Genomic DNA, 25,666 nt, shown 5'->3' on the forward strand with positions numbered 1-25,666 from the left:
TTCAATAAAGCCGGGTTGAATCCCGCCGCAAGGAGCTTATTTTATGTACCTGATTTCTTCTCATGAATTACTCAAAGATGCCCAACGCAATGGCTATGCTGTCCCTGCATTTAATATCCACAATCTGGAGACAGTACAGGTTGTAGTCGAAACCGCAGCGAGACTACGCTCCCCGGTGATTCTGGCCGGCACTCCCGGCACTTACAAACATGCGGGCGTTGACTATCTGATCTCGATTTGCCAGTCGGCCGCCAAAAAGCATCGGCTGCCTTTAGTCATGCATCTTGATCATCACGAAGATCACAGCGACATTCGCAATAAAGTGGAAGCCGGGATTCGATCCGCCATGATTGACGCTTCTCATTATCCGTTCGAAGAAAATATTGCCCGGGTGAAATCTGTGGTCGATTTCTGTCACAAACTGGGCGTCAGCGTAGAAGCGGAGCTTGGGCTTCTGGGAGGACAGGAAGACGACCTGATCATTGATGCTGCTGACGCACAATTAACCGATCCGGCATCGGCGAAAGCCTTTGTCGAACTGACGGGAATCGATTCGCTGGCGGTTGCGATCGGCACAGCCCATGGTCTGTATCAATCCGAACCTAAGCTGGACTTCAAACGTCTGGCTGCCATTCAGGAATGTGTCGATATTCCGTTGGTCCTGCACGGTGCGTCCGGCATCTCCGATGCCGATGTCCGCAAATGTATCGCTTTAGGCGTCTGTAAAGTCAACGTGGCGACAGAACTGAAAATCGCCTTCTCCGGCGCAATGAAAAACTATCTGGCACAACATCCGGATGCCAGTGATCCCCGCCAGTATCTGGTCCCCGGAATGGATGCCATGCGCGCCGTCGTTGAAGACAAAATCCGGGTGTGCGGCAGCGAAAACCGTATTTAGCGGAAGTTTCAAATCCAGAACATTCAAGGCAAGGCTTCCTCCAGGACAGGAAGCCTGCCCCCTCACGGTTAACCAGCTCCTCGCCAGACTCACCTCTTCGGTGTTCAACAGCATGTCGCACCCGGATTCAGGCGGCTTTTTTTGGTTCTTGCGATCCTTTTCTAAAAACATTCACCAAAACACACAAACAAGTTTCATTTTGTTTCTTTTGTGATCTGACATGCGTCATTTCATTTCCTTTCACGTATCATTTTCATTTTAGTTACAACCCAACAACAAACAAAAGACAATGAAAGGAAGGAGTGCAACATGAAAACCACAGGTTTGCGGCAACTCGCCCTTGCAACAACGATCAGCTGCTGTCTCAGCAGTTATGTCTGGGCAGCACCGCTCGGTCAACTGGATTCTCACTCGATCAATCAGCAGGGACAAACCGTCAGTTTCTCAACACTGGATGGTGTCCGCGGACGCATTCATTTCGTGAATACAGGGGCTTTTCGGGTTCAGTTCAGTGAAGACGGACAGTTCCGCGATGAAAAAGCAGATGCCCTGCGCGATCAGTGCAGCAATTTTCAATGTAACCAACCGGACTTCGACCGGGCTGCATTACCCCAGATCATCACCGGCCATGATCAGGGTGCCGTCAACGTCTCTGTCACCGATATGGGTGACTATGTCCTGCTCTCCACCAACCAGCTCGCGCTTCGGATTTACCCGGCGCCACTGACGTTTGCTTTGTATCAGGCCGATAACCAGACCCAGTTGTGGCGCGAGCTTACCCCCATTGAACTGGGGACAGCCACGAATCATTTTGATCAATCAGAATTGAAACTGAACCGGGACAACATCAAAACCGTTCAGACATTATCCAGCGACACCAGCGAGCATTTCTATGGTGGTGGCCAGCAAAACGGCGCATTCGAATTTAACGGAAAAATACTGAAAGCCTCTTATTCCGGCGGCTGGGAAGAGTTTGACCGCCCCAGTCCGGCCCCCTTTTTTATGTCTGATAAAGGGTATGGCGTTGTCCACAACACGTGGCGAAATGGCGCTCATGACTTCCGGGCTATCGACCGGACAGTGTCCAGCTATAACGAAGACCGCTTTGATGCTTACTATTTTGTCGGGGAGACCCTGCCGGAATTGCTCAAGCAGTATACCGGCCTGACCGGACGCCCGCACCTGCTGCCGCGCTGGGCCTACTATCTGGGGGATGCAGATTGTTACGAAAACAAAAAAGGGAGTTATCCCCCCGGCTGGCCAACCGCACCGGGCACGACCATGGATGTCGTCAATCAGGTCGCCGTGCCTTACAAAACCCATGACATGCCCGTGGGCTGGATTCTGCCGAACGACGGCTACGGTTGTGACTATTCAAATTTACAGGGCGTGGTGAACAACCTGGACAATCTGGGGATCAAAACCGGCTTATGGACCCAAAAATCATTGGATCAGATTGCTCAGGAAGTCCAGGCAGGAGTCCGGGTCTACAAACTGGATGTCGCGTGGACGGGGCCGGGGAAACTCTATTCACTGGCGGCCAATCAGGATGCGCATCAGGGGTTAGTCAATAACGCTGACACCCGTGGTTTTGTCTGGACCGTCATGGGCTGGGCCGGCACTCAGCGATATGCCGTTACCTGGACCGGCGATCAGGCCGCGAGCTGGGACTATATCCGCTGGCACATTCCAACCTTTATCGGCTCCGGATTATCCGGTCAGGCCTACGCCTCTTCAGATGTGAACGGCATCTTCGGCCATGGCGCCGAAACCTATACCCGGGATCTGCAATTTAAAGCCTTCACACCGGTACTGATTGCCATGTCCGGCTGGGACAGCCGTGAGCGCAAACATGCCTGGTGGCATGACGAAACACTGAACGGCCAGAGCTACAGGGATATCAACCGGCAATATCTGATGTTGAAATCACAGCTGATGCCATATTTATACAACTACGCCTATGAAGCCGACCGAACCGGCGCGCCAATTGTCCGGGCGATGACCTGGGAATTTCCGGATGATCCCCGACTGAAAGACGAATCTTTCAAATACCAGTACATGTATGGGGAATCGTTGCTGGTGGCGCCAGTGTACGAACCGATGTCCAAAAACAATGGCTGGTATCAGGATTTGTATCTGCCGGAAGGCACCTGGATAGATTTCTGGGACGGCACCCGGACTGTCGTCCCTGCGGGCGGGCAGGTCCTGCCCCATTATCCCATAACCATTGACCGGATCCCGGTACTGGTGCGTGCCGGTGCCATCATTCCGATGTACACAGCCGCTCGCTCGGATGCGCTGCAGCCCAAAGATCACCTGATTATCGACATTTATCCAAGTGGTGAGTCCGCCTTCACACTATATGAAGATGACGGCGAAAGCCGGGCATATCAGGAACACAATGCCTACGCAGAAACGGAGATCCGGGTCACGGCACCACACACTGGCACGCCGGGCGACATCACAATTCAGATCGACCCTGCAACCCTTCATGGCGCTTATACCGGTGAAGTCACGCAGCGCAGCTATCATCTGAAGGTGCATTCGCTGCTGGCGCCACTGACAGTCAGCGATGGTCACAATACGCTGACCCGACATCAGAATCGGGCTGAGTTTGATCAGGCTGCTTCCGGCTGGTTCTTTGATGCCACAGATCGGTACGGCATTGTGCATCTCAAAGTGCCGCATCGCGCAGTCAGCCAGTTCCAGCAATTCACACTGGATATGGATGAAAATGCCGCCATCCCGGAAACCCCGGCTTATCCTGAGCCGGCTTATGCCACCGACTTCGATAAAGCCAATGTCAACATACTGAAAAAACCAGCAGAACATCCGAATGAGCCTTTCAGTCACGCACTGGATGGTGACACGGAAACGGTGTATCACACGCCCTGGTGGCCGTCTGATCCTTCCGAAAAAGCACCACAGGACTTCGTGCTGCACCTGGGGGACAACTTTCTGGTCAGCGGTTTCACTTATCTGCCCCGGATCGATGCCGGAAACGGGACCATCACTCAGTATCGGCTGTATCTGTCCAGCAGTCATGGTCACTGGGGCCAGCCGGTCGCTGAAGGCAGTTGGCCCGTCAGTGCTGACCTGAAAATTGCCCACTTTGCCGCACGCGAAGCCAGTTATCTGAAATTCGAGGCACTGTCAGGCACCGGCGATTTTGTGTCGGCACGAGAATTTGATGTTATCGCCACCAAGGTTCAGGCCCCGCAGCACACCCTGCCCCTGACCGCGCAGCAGGCGACGATCAGCGGCAATGTCGTTCAGGATGCTGCGGTAACCGGCGCTCCCATGCTCATGAACGGGCTGAGTTTCACTTCGGGTTTAGGTACAGAAGCACCGTCATCCATTCAGTTCAGTCTGGACGGAACCTGGCAACGGCTGAATGCCGATGTCGGGATTGATGACAGCTGTAAGATGGACGGGAACACCGTGCTCGCCAGTATTTATACCGACGGCTATAAAGCCTGGGAATATCGACTGGATGGCCCGACCGTCGTGAAACCGGATCTGGATTTATTCGGCGTCCGGAAACTTGAACTGCGCACCGGAGACGATGACGGTCATCCGCAGGGGGATTGCGTGAACTGGGCAAATCTCCGGATCACCGGGCCAGAAAGTGCGACTTTCAATGAATTCGACAAGTCGTTGATCAGTTATGTCCTAAAACCCAAGTACCAGCCCAATCAGGGGATTGAAAAGGCATTTGACGGCGATCCGTCCACCCTGTACCACTCCCCCTGGTCCCCGGTGAATGCTTCGGAAAAAGCCCCCCAGCAATTTGTGATCGATCTGGGCGGCTACTTCAATGTCTCTGGATTCAGCTATCTGGCTCGGGCGGGTGCCGGTAATGGCACAATTGGCGATTACCGCCTGTGGCTGTCGACGGACAATCAGCACTGGACGCAGGTTGCCAGCGGCCGCTTTGAACGCCTCGACGAGGTTCAGCGCCTCAGCTTCAGGGCAACAGAAGCAAGGTATCTGAAATTTGAAGCCTTGTCCGGCGTCGGCGATTTTGTGTCGGCCGCAGAATTTGACGTGTTCGGCACCCAAGTAAAATAACCACACGATGAAAGCCCACACCGGCACCCGATGACGTGTGCCGGTGTTTGATGACCCCGGAATCCCATCCACAAAAAGATCTGTTTTTCCTTGATCACCGCCCTGCTTCCGTCACCACAGATGCCGCATTTTGGTCACTACAGGCTGATCCGCTTCACAAAGCAAAGAATCAATAAGCACGAAAAACAGCGGATTGATTAGGATTAGCTATGATTGATCAGGGAATTCAATATCTTATACTAATCAAAGTCAGTCAATATTCAGAAATAGCGCAGGAAAAATGTTTGAGAACAAGGCAGATTTTTTAGATAAGTCGTCATTCTACAATCAAAAAATCTAACGCAGTGATCGAGCATTTGAACAAGCTAGGATGACCAGTGATTAACTGCGATTGGTATTCATCCCATTTCCGGCACGGCAGTTTCTTGTGCCTGTATGCTGATTTCAGGAGTTTTACAGGATGTTTAAACGCACGCTCTCATCGCTTCTTGCTTCCGCGGCGCTCAGTGTTTGCCTCTCGACAGGCGCACAGGCTGCAGATAACCGAAATTATATTCTTGCCACCGCTTCAACCGGTGGCACTTACTACCCGGTGGGTGTCGCACTGGCGACCCTCAGTAAGGTCAAACTCGAACCAGCGCACAGCTTTTCACTGTCGGCCATCAGTTCTGCAGGGTCGAGTGAAAACGTAAAACTGATGAATGAAAATGAAGCCCAGTTTGCCATATTGCAGGGCTTATACGGTGCCTGGGCCTGGAATGGTGAAGGCCAGTTTGCCAGCAGCGGTCGTCAGGAAAAGCTGCGCTCCGTGACCATGCTGTGGCAGAACGTGGAGCATTTTGTGGTACGCGCTGATCTGGCGAAAACCGGTACGGTCGACGATCTGGCAAATCTCAAGGGTAAGAAATTCTCCATTGGCAGCAAAAACTCCGGAACGGAAGGCTCGGGACGTCAGATCATGAAAGGACTGGGCGTCGATCCCGACAGCTTCAATCTGGCTTATCTGGGGTATGGTGCCAGTGCGGATGCCATGCAAAATGGAACCGTGGATGGGATGAACACGCCAGCCGGTGTCCCTGTGAGTGCGGTAACCCGAGCTTATGCCGCGCTGGGAGATAAAATTACCGTATTGTCGTTTACCGACGAGCAGGTGAAAAAAGCCAATCAGAATTACGACTTGTGGACCCCCTATACCATTCCGGCAGAAACCTATCCGGGCCAGAAAAAAGAAATTCGTACCATTGCACAACCGAACTTTCTGGCCGTCCGTGATGATATTTCAGAGCAGGATGTCTATCTGCTGACCAAAACCGTCTACGAAAACCTGTCTTTCCTGAACAGCATCCATGCGGCAACAAAAGCGATGGCCATTGAAAAAGCCATTGCAGGCCTGCCGATCCCACTCCATCCCGGCGCAGCCAAATACTACCGAGAAATTGGCATTGAAATTCCCCAACGGTTAATTGCCAAATAACTGTTGTCGGCCAGCCCTGAACGGGCTGGTTCGTTTGTTTGCCGAATACCCAATCTTTTTGAGAGTACAGGATGACTCAACATGCCAATCCTTCGCCTGAGCAGCCACCTGAACAGGCCAAACCGGAAGCCCTCCAGCAATTCGAACTGACCACGCGCACCGAATTTCCCTGGCTGACTCACTTCGTTACTTTTTTTGCCGTGGCTCTGTCTGTCATCCACATATGGTTTAACACCCTGTCAACGCTGCCGGAACTCTGGATTTCAGCCACTCACTTTGCTGGTTTCGCCGTGATTTGTGCTTTGCTGTATCCCGCTCACGCCAGCCTGAAACACAGCAAGATTGCTTTAGCGGGCGATTTGCTGATTGCGTTCGCAGCGCTGGCCTGCCTGATCTACATTCCTTTTGCAGAAGATGCGCTCTACGCCCGGGGGGTCAAATTTGTCGCCAGCGACTGGTTCTTTTCTCTGCTCGCCATTGCAATTGTACTGGAGCTGATTCGACGGACCATCGGCCTGTTTATTCCGGTCCTGATTGTGATCTGTCTGACCTACGTGGTGTTCTGGGGGAAGTGGGTGCCCGGCATGTTCCAGTTTCCCGGCCTCAGCATGGAAACCCTGCTCTACCGCAGCTTTTACAGTGCCGACGGCATGTTCGGCCCAATCGCCCGGATCAGTTGGAGCTATGTCTTCATGTTCATCCTGTTCGGCGCTTTTCTGGTCCGTTCCGGCGTGGGCGATTTCATCATTGATCTTTCCAAAGCTGCCGCCGGAAAGATCATCGGCGGCCCCGGTTTCATTGCTGTTCTGGGGTCGGGATTAATGGGGTCTGTGTCTGGCTCCAGTGTTGCCAATACAGTGTCCACGGGCGTCATCACCATCCCGATGATGCGCAAAGCCGGGTTTCCGGCCCGGTTTGCTGCCGGTGTTGAAGCAGCGGCCTCCACCGGCGGACAACTCATGCCCCGGTGATGGGCGCCGGGGCATTTATCATGGCCTCGTACACGCAAGTGCCTTATGTCGACATCGTGGCTGTGTCTGTCGTCCCCGCTCTGATCTATTTTTTGTCGGTTGCTTTTTTTGTCCGCATTGAAGCCAAACGCAGTGGCGTCCACAAAGTTGAAAGCGAGAGCCAGCCCTTTCTCAAAGTGCTGCTCAGTGGCTGGCACAACCTGATTCCCATTGCCGTACTGGTCGTTTTGCTGGTGAAAGGATTCACGCCAACCTATGCCGCAGGCATTTCAATCCTGTCGGTGATTGTCGCTTCCTGGATTTCTCCCAATAAAATGGGACCCAAAGCCATCATCGAAGCCCTCTCGCTGGGCGGCAGAAATATGGCGACCACGGCGGTATTGCTGGTGGGCATTGGCCTGGTGATTAATGTCATCAGCACCACAGGCATTGGCAACACCTTCTCACTGATGATCAACGACTGGTCAGGCGGCAATCTGATGGTGATGTTGCTGCTGATTGCACTGGCTTCTCTGATCCTCGGAATGGGCCTGCCTGTAACCGCTGCTTACATTGTTCTGGGCACTTTATCTGCTCCGGCGCTCTACCAGCTGATTGCAGAAAGTCAGCTCGTCGATTTGCTGGTCCAAGGCCAGTTACCGGAACAGGCCAAAGCGATTTTCATGCTGGCAGCACCAGATCAGCTGGCGGCACTGAATCAGCCGATGTCGCCTGATCAAGCCTTGTCTCTGCTGGCACTGGTGCCCGCCGATTTCAAAGCAACCCTGCTGGAACAAAGCCTTGGCGCCGGCGCCATCACACTGGCGCTTCTGTCCGCTCATTTGATCATTTTCTGGCTGTCGCAGGACAGCAATGTCACCCCGCCGGTGTGTCTGACGGCCTTTGCGGCGGCAACTATTGCCGGTACACCACCGATGCGCACCGGCCTCATGGCATGGAAAATCGCCAAGGGTCTGTATCTGGTGCCGCTGCTTCTCGCTTATACCGCTTTGATCAGCCATGACTGGGGAGAAGTTTTGCTCATCGGCGGTTTTGCGATCATCGGCACTTACGCGCTGGTGGCCACCATTGAAGGCTATCTGGAGGGGCATCTGAATCCACTGTGCCGAATCGTGCTGGCCATCGTCTCTGTGGTGCTGCTCTGGCCGGATCTGGACTGGTGGTGGCGCCTACTTGCCACACTCATCTTTCTGTTGCTGTTTATACTCTCGGGCCGGAAACATCGCACCGATCGGCAGAAACACCAAGAGGCATTTCCATGACAGAACAGTACGATTTTCTGGTGATCGGCGGGGGAATCGTCGGTGTAGCCACAGCGTGTGAACTTCAGCGTCGTTATCCGGATCAAAACATCCTGCTGATTGAGAAAGAGTCAGCCCTTGCCCGCCATCAGACCGGCCACAACAGCGGCGTGATCCACGCAGGCGTTTATTACCAGCCCGGCAGCCTGAAAGCGCAATTCTGCAAAGCTGGCGTGGAGCGCACGCTGGCCTTTTGTCAGCAGCATCAGATTCCGGTTGAGAACTGCGGCAAACTTCTGGTGGCGACTAACGCGGTGGAACTCAGCCGGATGGCCGCCTTATTCGAACGGTGCGCAGCAAATGGCATTGAAGCCGAACAACTGGATCAAGCACAACTCCGCGAACGCGAACCCAATATCACAGGTCTGGGTGCTATTTTTGTCCCTGCAACCAGTATTGTGGATTATTGTTTAGTCACCGAAGCGATGGCGCAATCGTTCCAGCAACAGGGGGACAAATTGCTCTGCATACCCTCGTGACTGGCCTGACAGAAACCGAACAGGAAATCCGGGTGCAATGCCAGCAACGGGAGCCTACAGAACTCCGTCCCTTTTCCGTCAGCGGGAAATTTCTGGTGTGCTGTGGCGGCCTGATGGCCGACAGACTGACGCAGATGCTTGATCTGAAAACTGACTTTCAGATTATTCCTTATCGCGGGGAGTATTACCGGCTGCCTGCCCGGCACAACGGGATTGTGAACCACCTGATTTATCCGATTCCGGATCCCGACTTACCCTTTCTCGGGGTTCATCTGACCCGCATGATTGACGGCTCCGTGACGGTCGGCCCCAATGCCGTTCAGGGCTGGAAGCGAGAAGGCTATGGCCGGATCAATTTCAGTTGGAAAGACAGTCTGGAGATGCTGACTTTCCCCGGCTTTTGGCAGGTCACCGCGAAACATTTGAAAACCGGCATGATGGAACTGCGGGATGCATGGTGGAAGGCTGGCTATCTGAAGCGGGTCCAGAAATATTGTCCAAGCCTGACGCTGGCAGATCTTGAACCTTATCCGGCAGGTGTCCGGGCGCAAGCCGTCCTGAAAGACGGAACGTTAGTGCATGATTTTCTGTTCGCAAGCAGCCCGCGCAGCTTACATGTCTGTAATGCCCCGTCACCTGCTGCAACTTCCGCTATGCCCATCGCGGATTATATCTGCGATAAAATTGCGGCACAGCAGTATAATGAATAAGTGGATTCTTCAGAATGGCTGAACCTTGCTGTGATTTTATCTGTTCAAGGATGAACTTCGTGTGTTTTTAGCCCGGCGCTTTATGGATTCCCGCCTGCGCGCAATGCTGTTCGGTTAAGAGGATTCCTTCTTTTTTCTGTTGCTTTTTAACGGATATTTATTCGGCCTCATCTTGACCGCCCTTTCATAATTTGGGCGGTCTGGCTTGGGGAGAATCAGATCTTTCAGAGTATCCGTTAAATCTTTGAGTCGTGCTGGTATCGACTGTAAGTTTTTCGTCTGGCATATCGCTGTATAATCATACAAAACGACCTTAAAACCGAGTTTAAAGCTGATTCTTAGAGGGCTAACTTTCGCCTCCTTTGCCGCTAGAGCCATTTCGTAACGGATCAAATTATAAGCAAGTAACAGCCCGTATAATTCCTGGTAGACCAAAGTAATTTTCTTACTTCTTAAGGCAATGGCTTTGCGGAGCATCGTGCATTTAATTTCACGATATCCTAGTTCAATTTCCCAACGCTGATGATAGAGTTCGATAATTTTAGCGGCATCATACTGACTTTTCGGTAACGATGTCGCGAGAAAGCGTTCCGGGAAGCCTTCAAATTGATAGCGGATGACCCGAAAGTGCCACTCTTGCGGTAATGATGGTGACTGTTTACGCGCATGGGGGCTTAGCTTTCGTTTCACCAACCAGTCGTTATCCGTGTATTTATCCACGATTTCAAAGTTGATGTCTTTCTTCAATGGTGTCACCCAGTGGCGATCATGACCTCGACTTTCAATATGATGAAGCAACTCAGCACTATGATAGAGCTTATCCATCAGCAGGACTGAGTGATCGTCGATATCATCCACCAACTGTGATGCTTGCGTGATTTCAGCCTCTCGATAAGGTCCGGCTGCTGCTTTAAGGATCAACCGCGAAGCGGTATCCATTAAGCAGGTCAACTGCATTACTGGATAGCCGGACTGGTACTCGGAAGCCGTGTTTGCAGAGCCAAAATGCTCTCGGCATTCTGGCGTATCTTCTACACGGAATTGGGTACCATCAATGGCATAAACTCTGAGACCTTCCCATTTATCGACCTCAACTTGTTCTGACCAGTGACTGGCGCTTTGATGAAAGAGCCACTGAATGGGCTCGACGCCCAACCTTTTACGAGCCTCAGTTAATGAGCTTTTAGCAGACAGCAGTGCATTATCTAACTGTTTGGAATTTAAAGCTAATTGCTCAGCGACCGTATGGATAGACTCTTGCCTAAGCAAAGACATTCCAATCACGAGCCTGAGGATATCTTGCGGCTGAATTTTGCGACGCCTGACCGTAGCATGAGATGTCATGCTCAAGGCATTGTTGACCCACTCAAAGGGCAAGTGAGCATTTAACACCTCTAAATAATCATTCTTGAGTGGGTAGCTTGAAGAAAAGTCTTCTAATTCAGCAGCAAACATACAGGCTCCTTTCAGTTGAACCGATAGTTTGCTCGAAATTAAGGATCGTTCAAGTCCTTAATTTTCCTTAAACGATCAGCATTGCGCCTGCGCGGGAATGACGGGGGAGAGTCGGGAATGACGAAATGAAGTATTTTCAATGTGGATGGAAATGCGAGGGAATAGAAAATTTGAGTGTATTTGTTGTGGCTGTGAATTTTCTATGAACCATGCTCAGCACGCTGAAAAATTAAAACCTTCCCCACGTGAGAAAATGCCAAACCTTGTCATTCCCGCGCAGGCGGGAATCCAGTGACGTTGATGCGCCTGAGCCTCATCTGGGTGCTGTAAACGATTCTTCAGAATGGCTGAACTTTGCTGTGGTTTTATCTGTTCAAGGATGAACTTCGTGTGTTTTTAGCCCGGCGCTTTATGGATTCCCGCCTGCGCGGGAATGACGGGGGAGAGTCGGGAATGACGAAATGAAGTATTTTCAATGTGGATGGAAATGCGAGGGAGTAGAAAATTTGAGTGTATTTGTTGTGGCTGTGAATTTTCTATGAACCATGCTCAGCACGCTGAGAAATTAAAACCTTCCCCACGTGAGAAAATGCCAAACCTTGTCATTCCCGCGCAGGCGGGAATCCAGTGACGTTGATGCGCCTGAGCCTCATCTGGGTGCTGTAAACGATTCTTCAGAATGGCTGAACTTTGCTGTGGTTTTATCTGTTCAAGGATGAACTTCGTGTGTTTTTAGCCCGGCGCTTTATGGATTCCCGCCTGCGCGGGAATGACGGGGGAGAGTCGGGAATGACGAAATGAAGTATTTTCAATGTGGATGGAAATGCGAGGGAGTAGAAAATTTGAGTGTATTTGTTGTGGCTGTGAATTTTCTATGAACCATGCTCAGCACGCTGAGAAATTAAAACCTTCCCCACGTGAGAAAATGCCAAACCTTGTCATTCCCGCGCAGGCGGGAATCCAGTGACGTTGATGCGCCTGAGCCTCATCTGGGCGCTGTGAACAATTATTCAGAATGACTGAACTTTGCTGCGATTTTATCTGTTCAAGGATGAACTTCGTGTGTTTTTAGCCCGGCGCTTTATGGATTCCCGCCTGCGCGGGAATGACGGGGGAGAATCGGGAATGACGAAATGAAGTATTTTCAATGTGGGTGGAAATGCGCGGGAATAGAAAATTTGAGTGTATTTGTTGTGGCTGTGAATTTTCTATGAACCATGCTCAGCACGCTGAGAAATTAAAACCTTCCCCGCGTGAGAAAATGCCAAACCTTGTCATTCCCGCGCAGGCGGGAATCCAGTGACGTTGATGCGCCTGAGCCTCATCTGGGCGCTGTAAACGATTCTTCAGAATGGCTGAACCTTGCTGTGGTTTTATCTGTTCAAGGATGAACTTCGTGTGTTTTTAGCCCGGCGATTTATGGATTCCCGCCTGCGCGCAATGCTGTTCGGTTAAGAGGATTCCTTCTTTTTTCTGTTGCTTTTTAACGGATATTTATTCGGCCTCATCTTGACCGCCCTTTCATAATTTGGGCGGTCTGGCTTGGGGAGAATCAGATCTTTCAGAGTATCCGTTAAATCTTTGAGTCGTGCTGGTATCGACTGTAAGTTTTTCGTCTGGCATATCGCTGTATAATCATACAAAACGACCTTAAAACCGAGTTTAAAGCTGATTCTTAGAGGGCTAACTTTCGCCTCCTTTGCCGCTAGAGCCATTTCGTAACGGATCAAATTATAAGCAAGTAACAGCCCGTATAATTCCTGGTAGACCAAAGTAATTTTCTTACTTCTTAAGGCAATGGCTTTGCGGAGCATCGTGCATTTAATTTCACGATATCCTAGTTCAATTTCCCAACGCTGATGATAGAGTTCGATAATTTTAGCGGCATCATACTGACTTTTCGGTAACGATGTCGCGAGAAAGCGTTCCGGGAAGCCTTCAAATTGATAGCGGATGACCCGAAAGTGCCACTCTTGCGGTAATGATGGTGACTGTTTACGCGCATGGGGGCTTAGCTTTCGTTTCACCAACCAGTCGTTATCCGTGTATTTATCCACGATTTCAAAGTTGATGTCTTTCTTCAATGGTGTCACCCAGTGGCGATCATGACCTCGACTTTCAATATGATGAAGCAACTCAGCACTATGATAGAGCTTATCCATCAGCAGGACTGAGTGATCGTCGATATCATCCACCAACTGTGATGCTTGCGTGATTTCAGCCTCTCGATAAGGTCCGGCTGCTGCTTTAAGGATCAACCGCGAAGCGGTATCCATTAAGCAGGTCAACTGCATTACTGGATAGCCGGACTGGTACTCGGAAGCCGTGTTTGCAGAGCCAAAATGCTCTCGGCATTCTGGCGTATCTTCTACACGGAATTGGGTACCATCAATGGCATAAACTCTGAGACCTTCCCATTTATCGACCTCAACTTGTTCTGACCAGTGACTGGCGCTTTGATGAAAGAGCCACTGAATGGGCTCGACGCCCAACCTTTTACGAGCCTCAGTTAATGAGCTTTTAGCAGACAGCAGTGCATTATCTAACTGTTTGGAATTTAAAGCTAATTGCTCAGCGACCGTATGGATAGACTCTTGCCTAAGCAAAGACATTCCAATCACGAGCCTGAGGATATCTTGCGGCTGAATTTTGCGACGCCTGACCGTAGCATGAGATGTCATGCTCAAGGCATTGTTGACCCACTCAAAGGGCAAGTGAGCATTTAACACCTCTAAATAATCATTCTTGAGTGGGTAGCTTGAAGAAAAGTCTTCTAATTCAGCAGCAAACATACAGGCTCCTTTCAGTTGAACCGATAGTTTGCTCGAAATTAAGGATCGTTCAAGTCCTTAATTTTCCTTAAACGATCAGCATTGCGCCTGCGCGGGAATGACGGGGGAGAGTCGGGAATGACGAAATGAAGTATTTTCAATGTGGATGGAAATGCGAGGGAGTAGAAAATTTGAGTGTATTTGTTGTGGCTGTGAATTTTCTATGAACCATGCTCAGCACGCTGAGAAATTAAAACCTTCCCCGCGTGAGAAAATGCCAAACCTTGTCATTCCCGCGCAGGCGGGAATCCAGTGACGTTGATGCGTCTGAGCCTCATCCGGGCGCTGTGAACAATTATTCAGAATGGCTGAACTTTGCTGTGATTTTATCTGCTCAAGGATGATTTTCGTGAGTTTATAGCCCGGCGCTCTATGGATTCCCGCCTGCGCGGGAATAGAAAATTTGAGTGTATTTGTTGTGTCGTGAATCTTCTATGAACCATGCTCATCACGCTGAGAAATTAAAACCTTCCCCACGTGAGAAAATGCCAAACCTTGTCATTCCCGCGCAGGCGGGAATCCAGTGACGTTGATGCGCCTGAGCCTCATCTGGGCGCTGTGAACAATTATTCAGAATGACTGAACTTTGCTGCGATTTTATCTGTTCAAGGATGAACTTCGTGTGTTTTTAGCCCGGCGCTTTATGGATTCCCGCCTGCGCGGGAATGACGGGGGAGAATCGGGAATGACGAAATGAAGTATTTTCAATGTGGGTGGAAATGCGCGGGAATAGAAAATTTGAGTGTATTTGTTGTGGCTGTGAATTTTCTATGAACCATGCTCAGCACGCTGAGAAATTAAAACCTTCCCCGCGTGAGAAAATGCCAAACCTTGTCATTCCCGCGCAGGCGGGAATCCAGTGACGTTGATGCGCCTGAGCCTCATCTGGGTGCTGTAAACGATTCTTCAGAATGGCTGAACTTTGCTGTGATTTTATCTGTTCAAGGATGATTTTCGTGAGTTTATAGCCCGGCGCTCTATGGATTCCCGCCTGCGCGGGAATGACGGGAGAGAGTCGTGAATGACGAAATGAAGTATTTTCAATGTGGGGGAAATGCGCGGGAATGCCGAACTTGGCAACCGAAATTACAAACTGGCCATCGCGCCTTTGCCAACGCCTTCATAGGCAATGACATCCAATTGTTGCGATGGACCGATCATGGGTTTGACCTGAGCCGCAATGAAATGAGCCAGCAGTTCAATGGTGGTGTCCGTATCAATCATGTCGGTTTCGCTTTTGGCAATCGCCAGCTCAAACAGCCCCTGAGGCGCGGTGTAGCGGAAAGCATAATGCGTCTCGTCTGAAACGACTGTCGCATGTTCACTCAGATTCAAATCGCCGATCTGAACCTGATCTTCCAGCGTGCCCAGATAGATATCGGTCCAGCGTTCAGCCCACTTGGCTTCTAGCATCGTATCGCGCTGACCGTCCACCAGCAACTCAATCGGAGAGCGGTGACCATGTGCAATCCGCTGGCAGTTTCCGTCATGCTTTTTCAGGCCATGGCTGTAATGATAGAAAGCGCCATCAATCTGCTCATGGCGCAGCACCAGCTCCAGTCCCTGCACATTGTCGGGTAATTTCCCTTCCAGAACGGTGTACAGATGCTGCGTCACGGTTTCAATGGTGATCGTTTCTGCATCGACCAGACAATACGCTTCTTCCGGACAATGCAGATGAATGCTCTTGTCACCCCGCAGTACATCAACCGTGGCATAATCCGGTGTTGTCGCAGCCACTTTGATCGCTGCGTGTTTCACAGGCACCAGCAGGCGGTGATCAACATAGGCATCGACCAAATGTTTGATCTGCTTTTTCACGCGACCGAAATCCAGCACCATGCTCATTTCATTCAGCTCGCCCGACATCACCACATCCAGTATCCAGCTGTCGCCGACCATGCCACGGGTCGGGCACAGGTATGAGGCATCAATTACGGTGAGATCTCTGACAAATAGCTTCACGCTGGCGTCCTTCAAGAAATGATAGTCGTTTTCAAAGCTGGGCATTATACCCAAGTCGCCTCAAGATGCCAGACGCCACGCGTCTGACGCAAACAACACTTCGCCTCAATACCGGTAATTTGCCGCCAGGAATAACGAACTCACCCCACGTTGCTGAGATTGAAACTGGACTGAGTTCCCCTGCTCATCCTGTCCTTGCCAGTTTTGAAGTTTACTCGGCAGCATGCTGTGACGGAACCCGGCTTCCAGCGTAATATCTGTCGACACGCGCCAGGCCAGTCCGGTCTGTAAACCGAAAATGAAACCACTCACACTGTAATCGCCCCGATAATCAGAATCTGACTTTACGCTGGCATAGCCAAAGTGCAGGCCAACATAAGGGGAAAAATCCTGACCATGCAGGAAGAAATAATCGGTCGCTAGCAGGTTGAGGTTGGCAATATTGGGGTAGCTCAGACCGGAATTTTTGAAATCACTGTCACTTTCATGTCTTTCAAAACTGTAATACACCCGGCTGCGGCCCTCAGGGGTGTAATAGCCAAAGTCCAGACCGAAGTAACCATTGACATCCGGATCCTGAGAAGACTCTGCAGTGCCCGATACGGTTGCCGTATCATCCATCCCCATCAGGCTGAGTCCACCGCGTAATCCGACATAGTAGCGCCCCGCTTCTTTCGGAACACTGATGTCTGCCGATACCGGCGCTGCGTTTTGTGCTGCTGTCTGATTGTCGGCAGCGGAAACCCCTGCACTGCTCATCGCACCCAGTACGACGCCAGATGCACACACAAAAGAAGATAAAGTTCGAAACGGCAAAGTGGCCTCCCTGAATTGACGGCTTGCCGGGTGAGAATTCCGGCATGGCCGAATCATAGCAAGTCCCTCAAAGTCAGACGAGCAAAAAACCATGCAAAACAGGGAACTTGGGGACAGGGGTCACGCTTCCCGCAGCCATGCCAGCGCATCGAATGGCGTGTCGAACCGACGAACTTCACCGGAAATAAACCAGCTGCCAACTTTTGCCATCACATCCATCCATTTCTGATTGCCATAGACAGCGATACGCCGGAATTTCTTTCCGTGCTTGAGGCCAAGTTTCAGATCATCCCAGGCGGCCTGTAATTCCCAGCCTTCGAATTCTGAGCCGTCAAAATATATATTGACGATTGGATGCTCGACCTCCGCCAGTGCGTCATCAATCAACGGGGTAATCTGCTCGTAATCTTCATGGGTCAGTTTGCCGACGGCTTTCAGCTCCATGAAGAAATAATCACCATCTCTGTCCACTTCAAATAATAAACCATGCGTGGTGTGCATCGCGGCCTCCCATTGCCGAACCGAGGGGAAAGAAAACCTGAACTTTCAGACATTTCAGGATAAGTGTAGTGGCTATCCTGCATTTTGGGGGAGAATACGAACACCGGGCACCCGTGCCCGGTGATTTCAAAGTGAACGAGGGATCAGACCGACTGAGTGATTTCCGCTTTCAGGTCTTTTTTCATGATTTTGCCGGTCGCATTCATCGGTAAGGTATCGCGAATCTCCACCTGACGCGGATATTTATACGCAGCCAATTGTGTTTTCCCCCAGGCCCGCAGCTCTTGCGATGAAACAAACTGACCCTCTTTCAGGACAACACAGGCTTTGATGTCTTCCCCGTATTCACTGCTTGGCACACCAATCACGGCGACCATGGCGACCGCCGGATGCGTCATGAACACTTCTTCAATCTCACGAGGGTACACGTTGAAACCACCGCGGATGATCAAATCTTTCACGCGGTCCACAATGAACAGATTCCCCAGTTCATCAAACCGCCCGACATCGCCAGAATGAAACCATCCGTGACGTAATGCGCGTTCGTTTTCTTCAGGACGATTCAGATAACCTTTCATGACATTATGGCCACGAATCACGATCTCACCGGGTTCCCCCAATGCAACCGGCTGATCCTTATCATCGACAACGCGCACTTCCACGCCCTGAATGGGCTGCCCCACAGATCCAGGCAGGCGTTGCTTATCCAGATGATTGAAGCAGACAATCGGGCTGGTTTCGGACAAACCATAGCCTTCCAGAATCGGCACGCTGAATTTTTCCTCAAAGGTTTTCAGTACTTCCAACGGTAATGAAGCGCCGCCGCTGACGCCAATCCGCAAACTGGAACAATCAGATTCTGCCTGACACAAATTCATGCCGATAAACATGGTCGGTACCCCGGCAAATAAAGTCACACCATGTTTCTCAATCAGCCCCATCACCAGCGTCGGATCAAAACGGGGCACCAGCACCATGGTGCAACCCAGACTGACCGGTGCATTCATATTAACGGTCTGACCAAAGGTATGGAACAGCGGCAGCGTGACCAGATGGACATCCCGCCCTGCCATCTGCATCAGGTTCTGCGCCGCCATGGCATTGAGATACTGATTCGCCTGCGTCAGTTCAGCGCCTTTCGGCTTCCCGGTTGTGCCGGATGTATACAGAATCACGGCCGTATCATCGGCATTTCTCGGCGCATAGTCACACTCGGCGGACTGTCTGTGGATCAGCGACGTTAATGTTTCAAATCCTTGATATTCTGACAACGTCTGATCGGCCGTCATCACCACCAGTTGCTCGCACGCGTCTGTTTTCTGAAAAGCTTCGATCCCGGCTTCTGCCATCGGCAGCCCTTCAACACCTTCAAAACAAAAATAAAATTTCGCCTGTGAATCTTCGAGGTGATACTGAATCTCTCTCGCCCGCAGTAACACGTTCAAAGGAACGGTGACTGCCCCTGCCTTCTGAATCCCGTAATACACCAGCGGAAAAAACGGCAGATTTGGACAGCTCAAAGCCACCCGATCTCCAGGCTGGATCCCTCTGGCTTTGAGGCCGTTCGCAATCTGGCTGGCAATCGCATTGAACTGAGCATAAGTGATTTGGGTCTCCCCACAGACAATGGCAATTTTATCCGGATTGATCACAGCATTACGTTGGAGTGCAGCGGCAAGATTCAGCATGGCGTTTCCTTGTGATGAGTCACACGTCTTATTCCCTGAGCAAAGGATTGCTCATCCGTTTAAACAGCAGCATGAAACGGACGTTTAACTGAAGTCAAACAAAGCACGACACCCTGTTAAAAAATTGTGAAGAGCATACTCTTCTGACCAAACGTCAGGATTTAGACGTCAGTTTCCGGCTGGTTTCCGAGCGACGCTTTGTTTCCTGTCGGGTGGGCGGAAAACCAATCGACTGGCCTTCTGCCGTCAGGATAGCGATATGGTCCGGCTTACCTTGATCATTGATCCAAAGCTCTCCGATACAGCTGGTATTCACCAGTCGTCCGTGACCCGGCGTATCCGGATCGCGTTTATAGATTTTCATCCGTTTCCGTTTGGTGAACCAGTTGAGCGGCGAATAGGGCGTATAGAGGATTCGGTCCATCCGCTCGCAAAAGCGCAGTAACTGCTCCGGGAAGGTATTTTTGATTCCGCTGGCCGTAATCTGATAAATGCTGGGGCTGTTCCGGCGAAAACGCAGCTTGATATCGTAAGCAAACGAATAATGAACATCGCCGGAGATAATTACAAAGTTCGTCGGTGTTTTGGTATGCGTAAAAATACTGAGTAAAGTATTGGCTGCACCGGGATGCGCCATCCAGTTTTCTGCATCCACAACTAAAGGTTTACCAAGCAACGTCATGACCCGTTGCAGCATTTCAATGAACTTTACCCCGAAGATCGGCGCAGGAGACACAATGATCACTGCACTTTCATTCATCAGTGAGTGCTGCATATCCATCAGTGCTTCCCAGTCCATCAGGCCGGACGGTTTGTTCATCGTTGACTCAGACCGCCAGCGCCGGGTCCGGGTATCCAGCACCAGCATTTTCGGCTGAGTGCCGATCTCATAATGCCAGTGTTCGAACCGGTACAAATGTTCAATCATGGCATCCTGTGTGTTATCTCCGGGTTGTTCGAAAAAGGCGCGCGCCAACGAGGTGAACTTCTCATCAAATTGAGTCGGATCATTCCCCCAGCCCTGACAGAGCCAGTAGCCGAACAAGCTGTTACCAATGATGCGGCGGGAAAACGCATGCTGATAAGCGGCTTGCTCCCAGCCAATCGTCAGGTTCCAGTCGTCAGTCACATCATGATCATCGAAAATCATATAGGTGGGTAAATGGGCCACCAGCCGCTGTACCTGGGTCAGCCCCTCAATAAAGCCATCAATTTCCTGTTTTTCTCTGTGCCAGAGCTGCTGCCATTTTTCAGAAAGCACCTGATCGCCGCACTGAAAGCCCTGCTGCTGCAAGCGGCCATGATCCACCAACCGCCAGACCTGAGGCGACCACACCAACAGATACATCGCCAGAAATTCACTCAGGCCAATCAGGTGATTCTCACATTCATTGGCGCTGAATACCGGACGACGCGGCTTCGGCAGCCAACTGAACAAACGGGTGTCCGACAACCAGTTACCGGTTTCTTCATGCACGGGCAAGACCTGATCTCGACCATATAATTGTTTCGCACTCTGGCGCAATTCAGACAAGGTCGCATACGGGGCATCCGTGAAGGTTTCATCCGGCAATCCCAGCAAGTCGATGACCTGACTGATGGCATCCAGAGTCGGGCCGGCGACATGATCGGCATAGATTTGATCCCCGCTCATCATCAGCAGTGCCGGGCGATCCTCAACCGCCAGTCCCGCGACTTTCTCATCCGCGGCAACCAGGCTGTCTTTTCCGGGAAAATGCGGATTCCGGCAAGAGCCATGCTGAATGTAATCCGCTCGGGATTTAAACATCACCGTCAACCGCGCTTCGCCGGGATAAAGCAATTCAGGGATCAACGCACTGATCGGGCCTTGCTGCGTGACAATCTCATAAGTCAGCACAGTATCCAGCGGAAACTCGCCCGTAAACCGGGCCATCACAATCCAGACTGACTGCCCGATCTGAATCTGTTGCGATGCGGTGAAATCCGCCTCAAAACAGGGGGAATGATCATCGCCCGGATACAACACAAACTGGCCTTCCAATGGCGCCGTCGTCACCAGCCAGAGGGTGATCTCACTGGCATTGCACCGGCGCAGGACCGGCCCGGTTAATACCAGCGGGAGCGCTGGTGCTGACTGCATCTCGATAGATGTTTCTGCATCCTCATGGCAGGCTTGGCTTGTGGCTGTCATTCGTTGTCTTCACCTGTTGTTATTCGTTGAATCCATAAACAATTGTAAACGATACACCCTCCCGGCTTGCCAGTGAAATGTCAAAGTCTGTGTCCCTGCCTTCGGAAAGCTTTCAAAAATTATTCTGTAACCCATGAAATTTTTAGTCGTTTCTCCTCTCTTTATGTGGGCAGCCGGTTGCTCTGGCATTCTGGCTGAATGAACTTTTAGTTTTTTCGGTTAAGCGCATCATGGGTTATTCATTTGTATACGGATTTACTGATACAGCCCCAGCACAGTCCGATGCTTCTTTTTTTTGGCATCATCGTGCTTTCCTATTTGCTTGAAGATGTGGCTATTACAACCGCTGCCTTGCTTTCGGGCAGTGGGTCAATCCCTGTCTCTCTGGCGCTACTGGCAGTCTTTATCGGGATTGCCAGTGGCGATCTGATGCTTTTCTTGCTTGGCCGGTATGCCCGGCGATGGGATGGGCTCCGGCGCAAGTTACTGCGTCATCACGCGATGCACTGGATACAACACCGGCTGGAATCCCGGCCATTTCTCAATATATTTCTGCTGCGCTATACCCCCGGCCTGCGAACAATCGGTTTTACCCTGTGCGGGTACTTGTCGGTCCGTCCGGTGATTTTCTGCAGCGCAGTTCTGGTTGCGACCGCCCTCTGGACCGCCGTCATTTTCACGCTTTTCTATCATCTCAGTCAGCTGAGCATGTTCCAGAACAGTCCTCTGAAGTGGCTGTTGCTGCCTGTCGTCTTTGTTTTGTTTTTCTTTGTTAACCGGCGATCATCCAACCAGCGCAAATCAAGTTGTATTGCCGGGTCACCCAATCAACAGGAGTGTGCCGAGTGACCTTGCCACTAATTCAGGAATCCTTAACCAAACAGCCACAGCGCTCCCCAGCCCACCCGGTTCTTCCTCCGACGACGGTGAATCAGGGGATGCCGGTTCTCCGGCACGGCGGGAAAGCCCTGTCACGCTATGAATTCTGGCCGGGCTGGATCTTTTATCTGCCCGTGGTCGTGCAAAGTCTCTGTCAGGGCATCAGATACCGTGATCTTCGGTTGCCTCTGGTCGCCAATCCGGGGATCGCTTTAGGCGGCATGGTCGGGGAGTCCAAATCTGACATCCTGTCTCAGGCGGGCCGCTATGCCCGACAATGGATTCTGCCATTTACCACACTCCGCAGAACCACGCAGCCGCTGGACAGCCAGATCAAGATCATCAAACGCTGTCTGACTCAGCGTCACCTGAGTTATCCCCTGGTGGCCAAACCCGATCAGGGTTGCAGAGGCGCAGGCGTCAAACTCCTTCATTCCGATGCAGATCTGCGCGCTTACCTGCAGCACTTTCCGGCGAATGCCCGTTATCTGCTGCAAAAAAAATCAACGTATCAGGCGGAAGCCGGTATTTTCTATATCCGTTATCCCCATGAATCGAAAGGGAAAATTTTTTCGCTGACCCTTAAATATACCCCGTATGTCATCGGCGATGGGCGCAGCACCCTCAGAGGATTGATTGAGCAGGACGAACGTGCAAAGCATCTCGCGCACCTCTACCTGCCCCGGCACCCGGAATGGGCCGACCGGGTCATCGAACAAGGCGCGGTATTTCCGCTGGCGTTTGCGGGCAGCCACTGCAAAGGCGCCATTTTCAAAAATGGCAACGCTTACATCACCCAAGCGCTTGCAGCCAGGCTGGATCGTATTTTCGACGATTATCCCGGTTACCACTTTGGCCGCTTAGATGTGAAATTCAAAGACATTCACAGCCTGATGAACGGCGAAGCGTTCGAGATTCTGGAAATGAATGGTGCCAGCAGTGAAGCGGCACATATCTGGGATAGTCAGACACCACTGCGAGAGATTTTCTCGACCTTACTCTGCCAGTACCGGTATCTGTACGAAATCGGCCACCAGCAAAAACAAGCCGGTTATCCCGTGCCAACGCTGGGTGCGCTGTGGCGGGCCTGGCGACATGAAAAACGTCTGGTGGCGGCCTACCCGCCAACCGACTGAATCCATGAAATTCGGCTCGGATGCCGCACGAAGCAACCCAGTCAAACATCACTTTGTCAGAAGAACAGGTAATCCATGAGTGAAACGATGACAGCAATCGCCCCGACAGAAGCAGCCTTCATTACCGGAAACCTTGAAGGCATTGATCAGGCCATCACTCTGATCAAACAGCTGAATCCGCAGCAATATCAGCATATCGCCAAACCCTATGTGCAAAGCAGTATCGGGGCACATCTGCGCCATATCATCGACCAGTATTTTGCGCTGATGACATGCTCGCCCGATCACGCAGTAATTGACTACGATATCCGCCGCCGGGGTGCCCGGGTAGAGCATTGCCGAGAAACCTGCCTGAACGAACTCGCACAGATCCGGCACTGGCTGCTGACTTTACCGGACATTCAGCTGGACAACACGGTCACCATACGTTCAGAAAATTCAGTGATGTCGCAACAGGTGGTGCAAATGACTTCCACACTGCGCCGGGAACTGTTGTTCGTGGCCAGTCATACCGTTCACCATTTTGCGGTGGTCCGGGTTGCGGCCGAAATGTGTCAGGTCCGGACGGCAGATATCTTTTCTTACGCACCGGCTACGGCCTCTTACTTAAGGTCACTCAAATAATGTGTACCGCATCCTGGCGAATCACCCCTGAAGGATATGAACTGCTGTTCAACCGCGACGAACGACGTGAACGCCCGCTGGCCCAGCCCCCGGCACGTTTTCATTCGGCCGCGTATCAGACTCAGGCGCTAATGCCCATCGATCCACTGGGTCAGGGGAGCTGGATTGCCGTGAATCAGTATGGGCTGTCATTGTGCCTGCTGAATCACTATCAGGGAGAAACCCCGAATTCCGCAGATTCAAGTCGGGGCCAGATTGTCAGAGCCCTTGCCTTTTGCCCGGATGCCGCTTCAGTGATGTCGCAGTTTTCCCAACTGCGACTCGCCCGGTTTGCGCCCTTCACTCTACTCATTCTCGCCCCATCTGCAGACACTACGGCGCAGGACATTCCAGCCGTATGCTGGGATGGGAAACAGATGCTGGTCTGCCCGGTCGATGCCCCGGTCACGTCATCTTCCGTGGCTTTTGAAACGGTTCGCCAGAACCGGCACGAGACCTTTGCACAACTGACCAGCGAACACATCAGTCCGGAGACCCTGATGCAATTTCACCACAGTCATGCACCGGATCACGGCTTCTCTTCCGTTTGCATGCACCGGGAGCACTCTCAGACCGTGAGTCTGACCCAGGTGCTCTGCAACAAAAATACGGTTCAGATGCACTACTACGATAAAGCCCCTGTCAGGAACCGAGTTTATTTCAATCGGCCTTACAACGAACCTTTCCCCCAATGCCTCAGACACAGGCCACGATTTAAAGGAATGACATATGAGACGATTATTGATACTGCTTCTGCTGGCGTTCAGCCCCTTCTTCACCTCCTCAGCTTTTGCCAAAGAGGATCCTATTTACACCAGCTTTTTCAGCGATAAAGCCCTCAGTGGCTACGATACCGTGGCTTATTTCACGCAGGGAAAAGCCGTGGAAGGACAAAGCCAGTATCAAACCCGCTACATGGACGCGGACTGGTATTTCTCATCGCAGGCCCATCTGGATGCCTTTCTTGCAGACCCGGAAAAATATGCACCGCAATACGGCGGCTACTGCGCCTGGGCCTTGGGCGCCAAAAACACGCTGGCACCGGGCAATCCAAAACACTGGACCGTTCATCAGGGCAAACTGTACCTGAATTACGATGCGTCCGTCAGAAAACAATGGCTGGCTGACAGAGATGCGCTGATTCAACTTGCCGATCAACGCTGGCCTGCCGTCCTCAACTAATCTTCTGAAAGGAAATCATCATGAAAACATGGCTGTCGTTGAACACCCTGTTACGCGCTCTGATTGCGTTTGTTTTTCTGCAATCGCTGTTGTTCAAATTTTCCGGCTCTCCGGAAACCGTCCATATTTTCTCGACACTGGGAACGTGGTCAGGACTCGCCTGGTTCGGTACCTACGGCGCATATGGCGTGGGAATGGCAGAGCTCATCGCATCCGTTTTACTCTTCTCTCGCTGGCAGGGTTATGGTGCCTTGCTGTCGCTGGGCATCATCAGCGGCGCAATCTTTTTTCACCTCTTCACCCCGCTGGGAATCGCAATGCCCGAATTCGATGCACAAGGCATGATCATCGGGGATGATGGCGGCGCCCTGTTCGGGATGGCATGTCTGGTTTGGGCCAGTGCTGCCACGTTATCTGTCCGCTTCCTGCGGCAGAAAAACCCACCCATCGCTGATCCGGAATATCTGTAAGGA

Annotated in this window: 16 protein-coding genes and 2 pseudogenes; 11 read left to right on the forward strand and 7 right to left on the reverse strand. The window is 51.5% G+C overall.

Features of this window, described 5'->3' with window-relative positions:
• Positions 1-43 precede the first annotated feature (43 nt).
• From KDD30_RS22380 to lhgO, 5 genes and pseudogenes are all read left to right on the forward strand, one after another.
• The gene (locus tag KDD30_RS22380; protein ID WP_211650787.1) at positions 44-898 is read left to right on the forward strand and encodes a tagatose bisphosphate family class II aldolase; all 855 of its coding nucleotides are present in this window, start codon (positions 44-46) and stop codon (positions 896-898) included.
• Positions 899-1,207: 309 nt separating this feature from the next.
• Positions 1,208-4,969, forward strand: a complete 3,762-nt coding sequence (locus KDD30_RS22385; protein WP_211650788.1) for a discoidin domain-containing protein — start codon at positions 1,208-1,210, stop codon at positions 4,967-4,969.
• A gap of 460 nt (positions 4,970-5,429) precedes the next feature.
• The gene (locus tag KDD30_RS22390) at positions 5,430-6,443 is read left to right on the forward strand and encodes a TAXI family TRAP transporter solute-binding subunit (protein WP_211650789.1); all 1,014 of its coding nucleotides are present in this window, start codon (positions 5,430-5,432) and stop codon (positions 6,441-6,443) included.
• Positions 6,444-6,514: 71 nt separating this feature from the next.
• Positions 6,515-8,676, forward strand: a pseudogene (locus KDD30_RS22395) (TRAP transporter permease).
• Positions 8,673-9,904: pseudogene (gene lhgO / locus KDD30_RS22400) on the forward strand (L-2-hydroxyglutarate oxidase). The pseudogenes KDD30_RS22395 and lhgO overlap by 4 nt, the downstream one beginning before the upstream one ends.
• A gap of 114 nt (positions 9,905-10,018) precedes the next feature.
• On the opposite strand, the gene KDD30_RS22405 reads toward lhgO, so the two are convergent.
• From KDD30_RS22405 to KDD30_RS22435, 7 genes are all read right to left on the reverse strand, one after another.
• Positions 10,019-11,359 carry an IS4 family transposase gene (locus tag KDD30_RS22405; protein WP_211645381.1) on the reverse strand — a complete coding sequence of 447 codons (1,341 nt, stop codon included), beginning with the start codon at positions 11,357-11,359 and terminating at the stop codon, positions 10,019-10,021.
• 1,451 nt (positions 11,360-12,810) lie between these two features.
• A complete protein-coding gene (locus KDD30_RS22410; RefSeq protein ID WP_211645381.1) occupies positions 12,811-14,151 on the reverse strand; it encodes an IS4 family transposase in 1,341 nt (446 codons plus the stop codon).
• A 1,125-nt stretch (positions 14,152-15,276) separates the two neighbouring features.
• A complete protein-coding gene (locus tag KDD30_RS22415) occupies positions 15,277-16,155 on the reverse strand; it encodes a 6-carboxytetrahydropterin synthase (RefSeq protein WP_211650790.1) in 879 nt (292 codons plus the stop codon).
• A gap of 105 nt (positions 16,156-16,260) precedes the next feature.
• Positions 16,261-16,971 (reverse strand): outer membrane beta-barrel protein, encoded by a 711-nt coding sequence (locus tag KDD30_RS22420; RefSeq protein WP_211650791.1) that lies wholly within the window; start codon positions 16,969-16,971, stop codon positions 16,261-16,263.
• 120 nt (positions 16,972-17,091) lie between these two features.
• Positions 17,092-17,472 carry an STAS/SEC14 domain-containing protein gene (locus tag KDD30_RS22425; RefSeq protein ID WP_211650792.1) on the reverse strand — a complete coding sequence of 127 codons (381 nt, stop codon included), beginning with the start codon at positions 17,470-17,472 and terminating at the stop codon, positions 17,092-17,094.
• Positions 17,473-17,615: 143 nt separating this feature from the next.
• On the reverse strand, positions 17,616-19,160 hold the full coding sequence (locus tag KDD30_RS22430) for a long-chain fatty acid--CoA ligase (protein ID WP_211650793.1): 1,545 nt from the start codon (positions 19,158-19,160) through the stop codon (positions 17,616-17,618).
• A gap of 154 nt (positions 19,161-19,314) precedes the next feature.
• Positions 19,315-21,333, reverse strand: a complete 2,019-nt coding sequence (locus KDD30_RS22435; protein ID WP_371826108.1) for an alkaline phosphatase D family protein — start codon at positions 21,331-21,333, stop codon at positions 19,315-19,317.
• Between the two features lie 282 nt (positions 21,334-21,615).
• Here KDD30_RS22435 and KDD30_RS22440 point away from each other — a divergent pair, with 282 nt between their 5' ends.
• The 6 genes from KDD30_RS22440 (at position 21,616) to KDD30_RS22465 (ending at position 25,663) form a co-directional block, all read left to right on the forward strand.
• Positions 21,616-22,182 carry a DedA family protein gene (locus tag KDD30_RS22440; RefSeq protein WP_211650794.1) on the forward strand — a complete coding sequence of 189 codons (567 nt, stop codon included), beginning with the start codon at positions 21,616-21,618 and terminating at the stop codon, positions 22,180-22,182.
• Positions 22,183-22,271: 89 nt separating this feature from the next.
• Positions 22,272-23,348 (forward strand): D-alanine--D-alanine ligase, encoded by a 1,077-nt coding sequence (locus tag KDD30_RS22445; RefSeq protein WP_211651938.1) that lies wholly within the window; start codon positions 22,272-22,274, stop codon positions 23,346-23,348.
• Positions 23,349-23,423: 75 nt separating this feature from the next.
• Positions 23,424-23,972, forward strand: coding sequence for a DinB family protein (locus KDD30_RS22450; protein ID WP_211650795.1), 549 nt, complete (start codon positions 23,424-23,426; stop codon positions 23,970-23,972).
• Positions 23,972-24,844 carry an NRDE family protein gene (locus KDD30_RS22455; RefSeq protein ID WP_211650796.1) on the forward strand — a complete coding sequence of 291 codons (873 nt, stop codon included), beginning with the start codon at positions 23,972-23,974 and terminating at the stop codon, positions 24,842-24,844. The genes KDD30_RS22450 and KDD30_RS22455 overlap by 1 nt, the downstream gene beginning before the upstream one ends.
• Positions 24,741-25,193: a YHS domain-containing (seleno)protein gene (locus KDD30_RS22460; protein ID WP_211650797.1), complete on the forward strand. Its 453-nt coding sequence runs from the start codon at positions 24,741-24,743 to the stop codon at positions 25,191-25,193. The genes KDD30_RS22455 and KDD30_RS22460 overlap by 104 nt, the downstream gene beginning before the upstream one ends.
• A 20-nt stretch (positions 25,194-25,213) precedes the next feature.
• A complete protein-coding gene (locus tag KDD30_RS22465) occupies positions 25,214-25,663 on the forward strand; it encodes a hypothetical protein (RefSeq protein ID WP_211650798.1) in 450 nt (149 codons plus the stop codon).
• Positions 25,664-25,666: the final 3 nt, after the last annotated feature.

It is taken from the genome of Photobacterium sp. GJ3 (genome assembly GCF_018199995.1).
Taxonomy (GTDB): Bacteria; Pseudomonadota; Gammaproteobacteria; order Enterobacterales; family Vibrionaceae; genus Photobacterium.

Coding starts and splice junctions, on each gene's coding strand:
- KDD30_RS22380 (WP_211650787.1), top strand. CDS start 44: ATGTACCTGATTTCTTCTCATGAATTACTCAAAGATGCCCAACGCAAT.
- KDD30_RS22385 (WP_211650788.1), top strand. CDS start 1,208: ATGAAAACCACAGGTTTGCGGCAACTCGCCCTTGCAACAACGATCAGC.
- KDD30_RS22390 (WP_211650789.1), top strand. CDS start 5,430: ATGTTTAAACGCACGCTCTCATCGCTTCTTGCTTCCGCGGCGCTCAGT.
- KDD30_RS22405 (WP_211645381.1), bottom strand. CDS start 11,359: ATGTTTGCTGCTGAATTAGAAGACTTTTCTTCAAGCTACCCACTCAAG.
- KDD30_RS22410 (WP_211645381.1), bottom strand. CDS start 14,151: ATGTTTGCTGCTGAATTAGAAGACTTTTCTTCAAGCTACCCACTCAAG.
- KDD30_RS22425 (WP_211650792.1), bottom strand. CDS start 17,472: ATGCACACCACGCATGGTTTATTATTTGAAGTGGACAGAGATGGTGAT.
- KDD30_RS22430 (WP_211650793.1), bottom strand. CDS start 19,160: ATGCTGAATCTTGCCGCTGCACTCCAACGTAATGCTGTGATCAATCCG.
- KDD30_RS22435 (WP_371826108.1), bottom strand. CDS start 21,333: ATGACAGCCACAAGCCAAGCCTGCCATGAGGATGCAGAAACATCTATC.
- KDD30_RS22440 (WP_211650794.1), top strand. CDS start 21,616: ATGCTTCTTTTTTTTGGCATCATCGTGCTTTCCTATTTGCTTGAAGAT.
- KDD30_RS22445 (WP_211651938.1), top strand. CDS start 22,272: ATGCCGGTTCTCCGGCACGGCGGGAAAGCCCTGTCACGCTATGAATTC.
- KDD30_RS22450 (WP_211650795.1), top strand. CDS start 23,424: ATGAGTGAAACGATGACAGCAATCGCCCCGACAGAAGCAGCCTTCATT.
- KDD30_RS22455 (WP_211650796.1), top strand. CDS start 23,972: ATGTGTACCGCATCCTGGCGAATCACCCCTGAAGGATATGAACTGCTG.
- KDD30_RS22460 (WP_211650797.1), top strand. CDS start 24,741: ATGAGACGATTATTGATACTGCTTCTGCTGGCGTTCAGCCCCTTCTTC.
- KDD30_RS22465 (WP_211650798.1), top strand. CDS start 25,214: ATGAAAACATGGCTGTCGTTGAACACCCTGTTACGCGCTCTGATTGCG.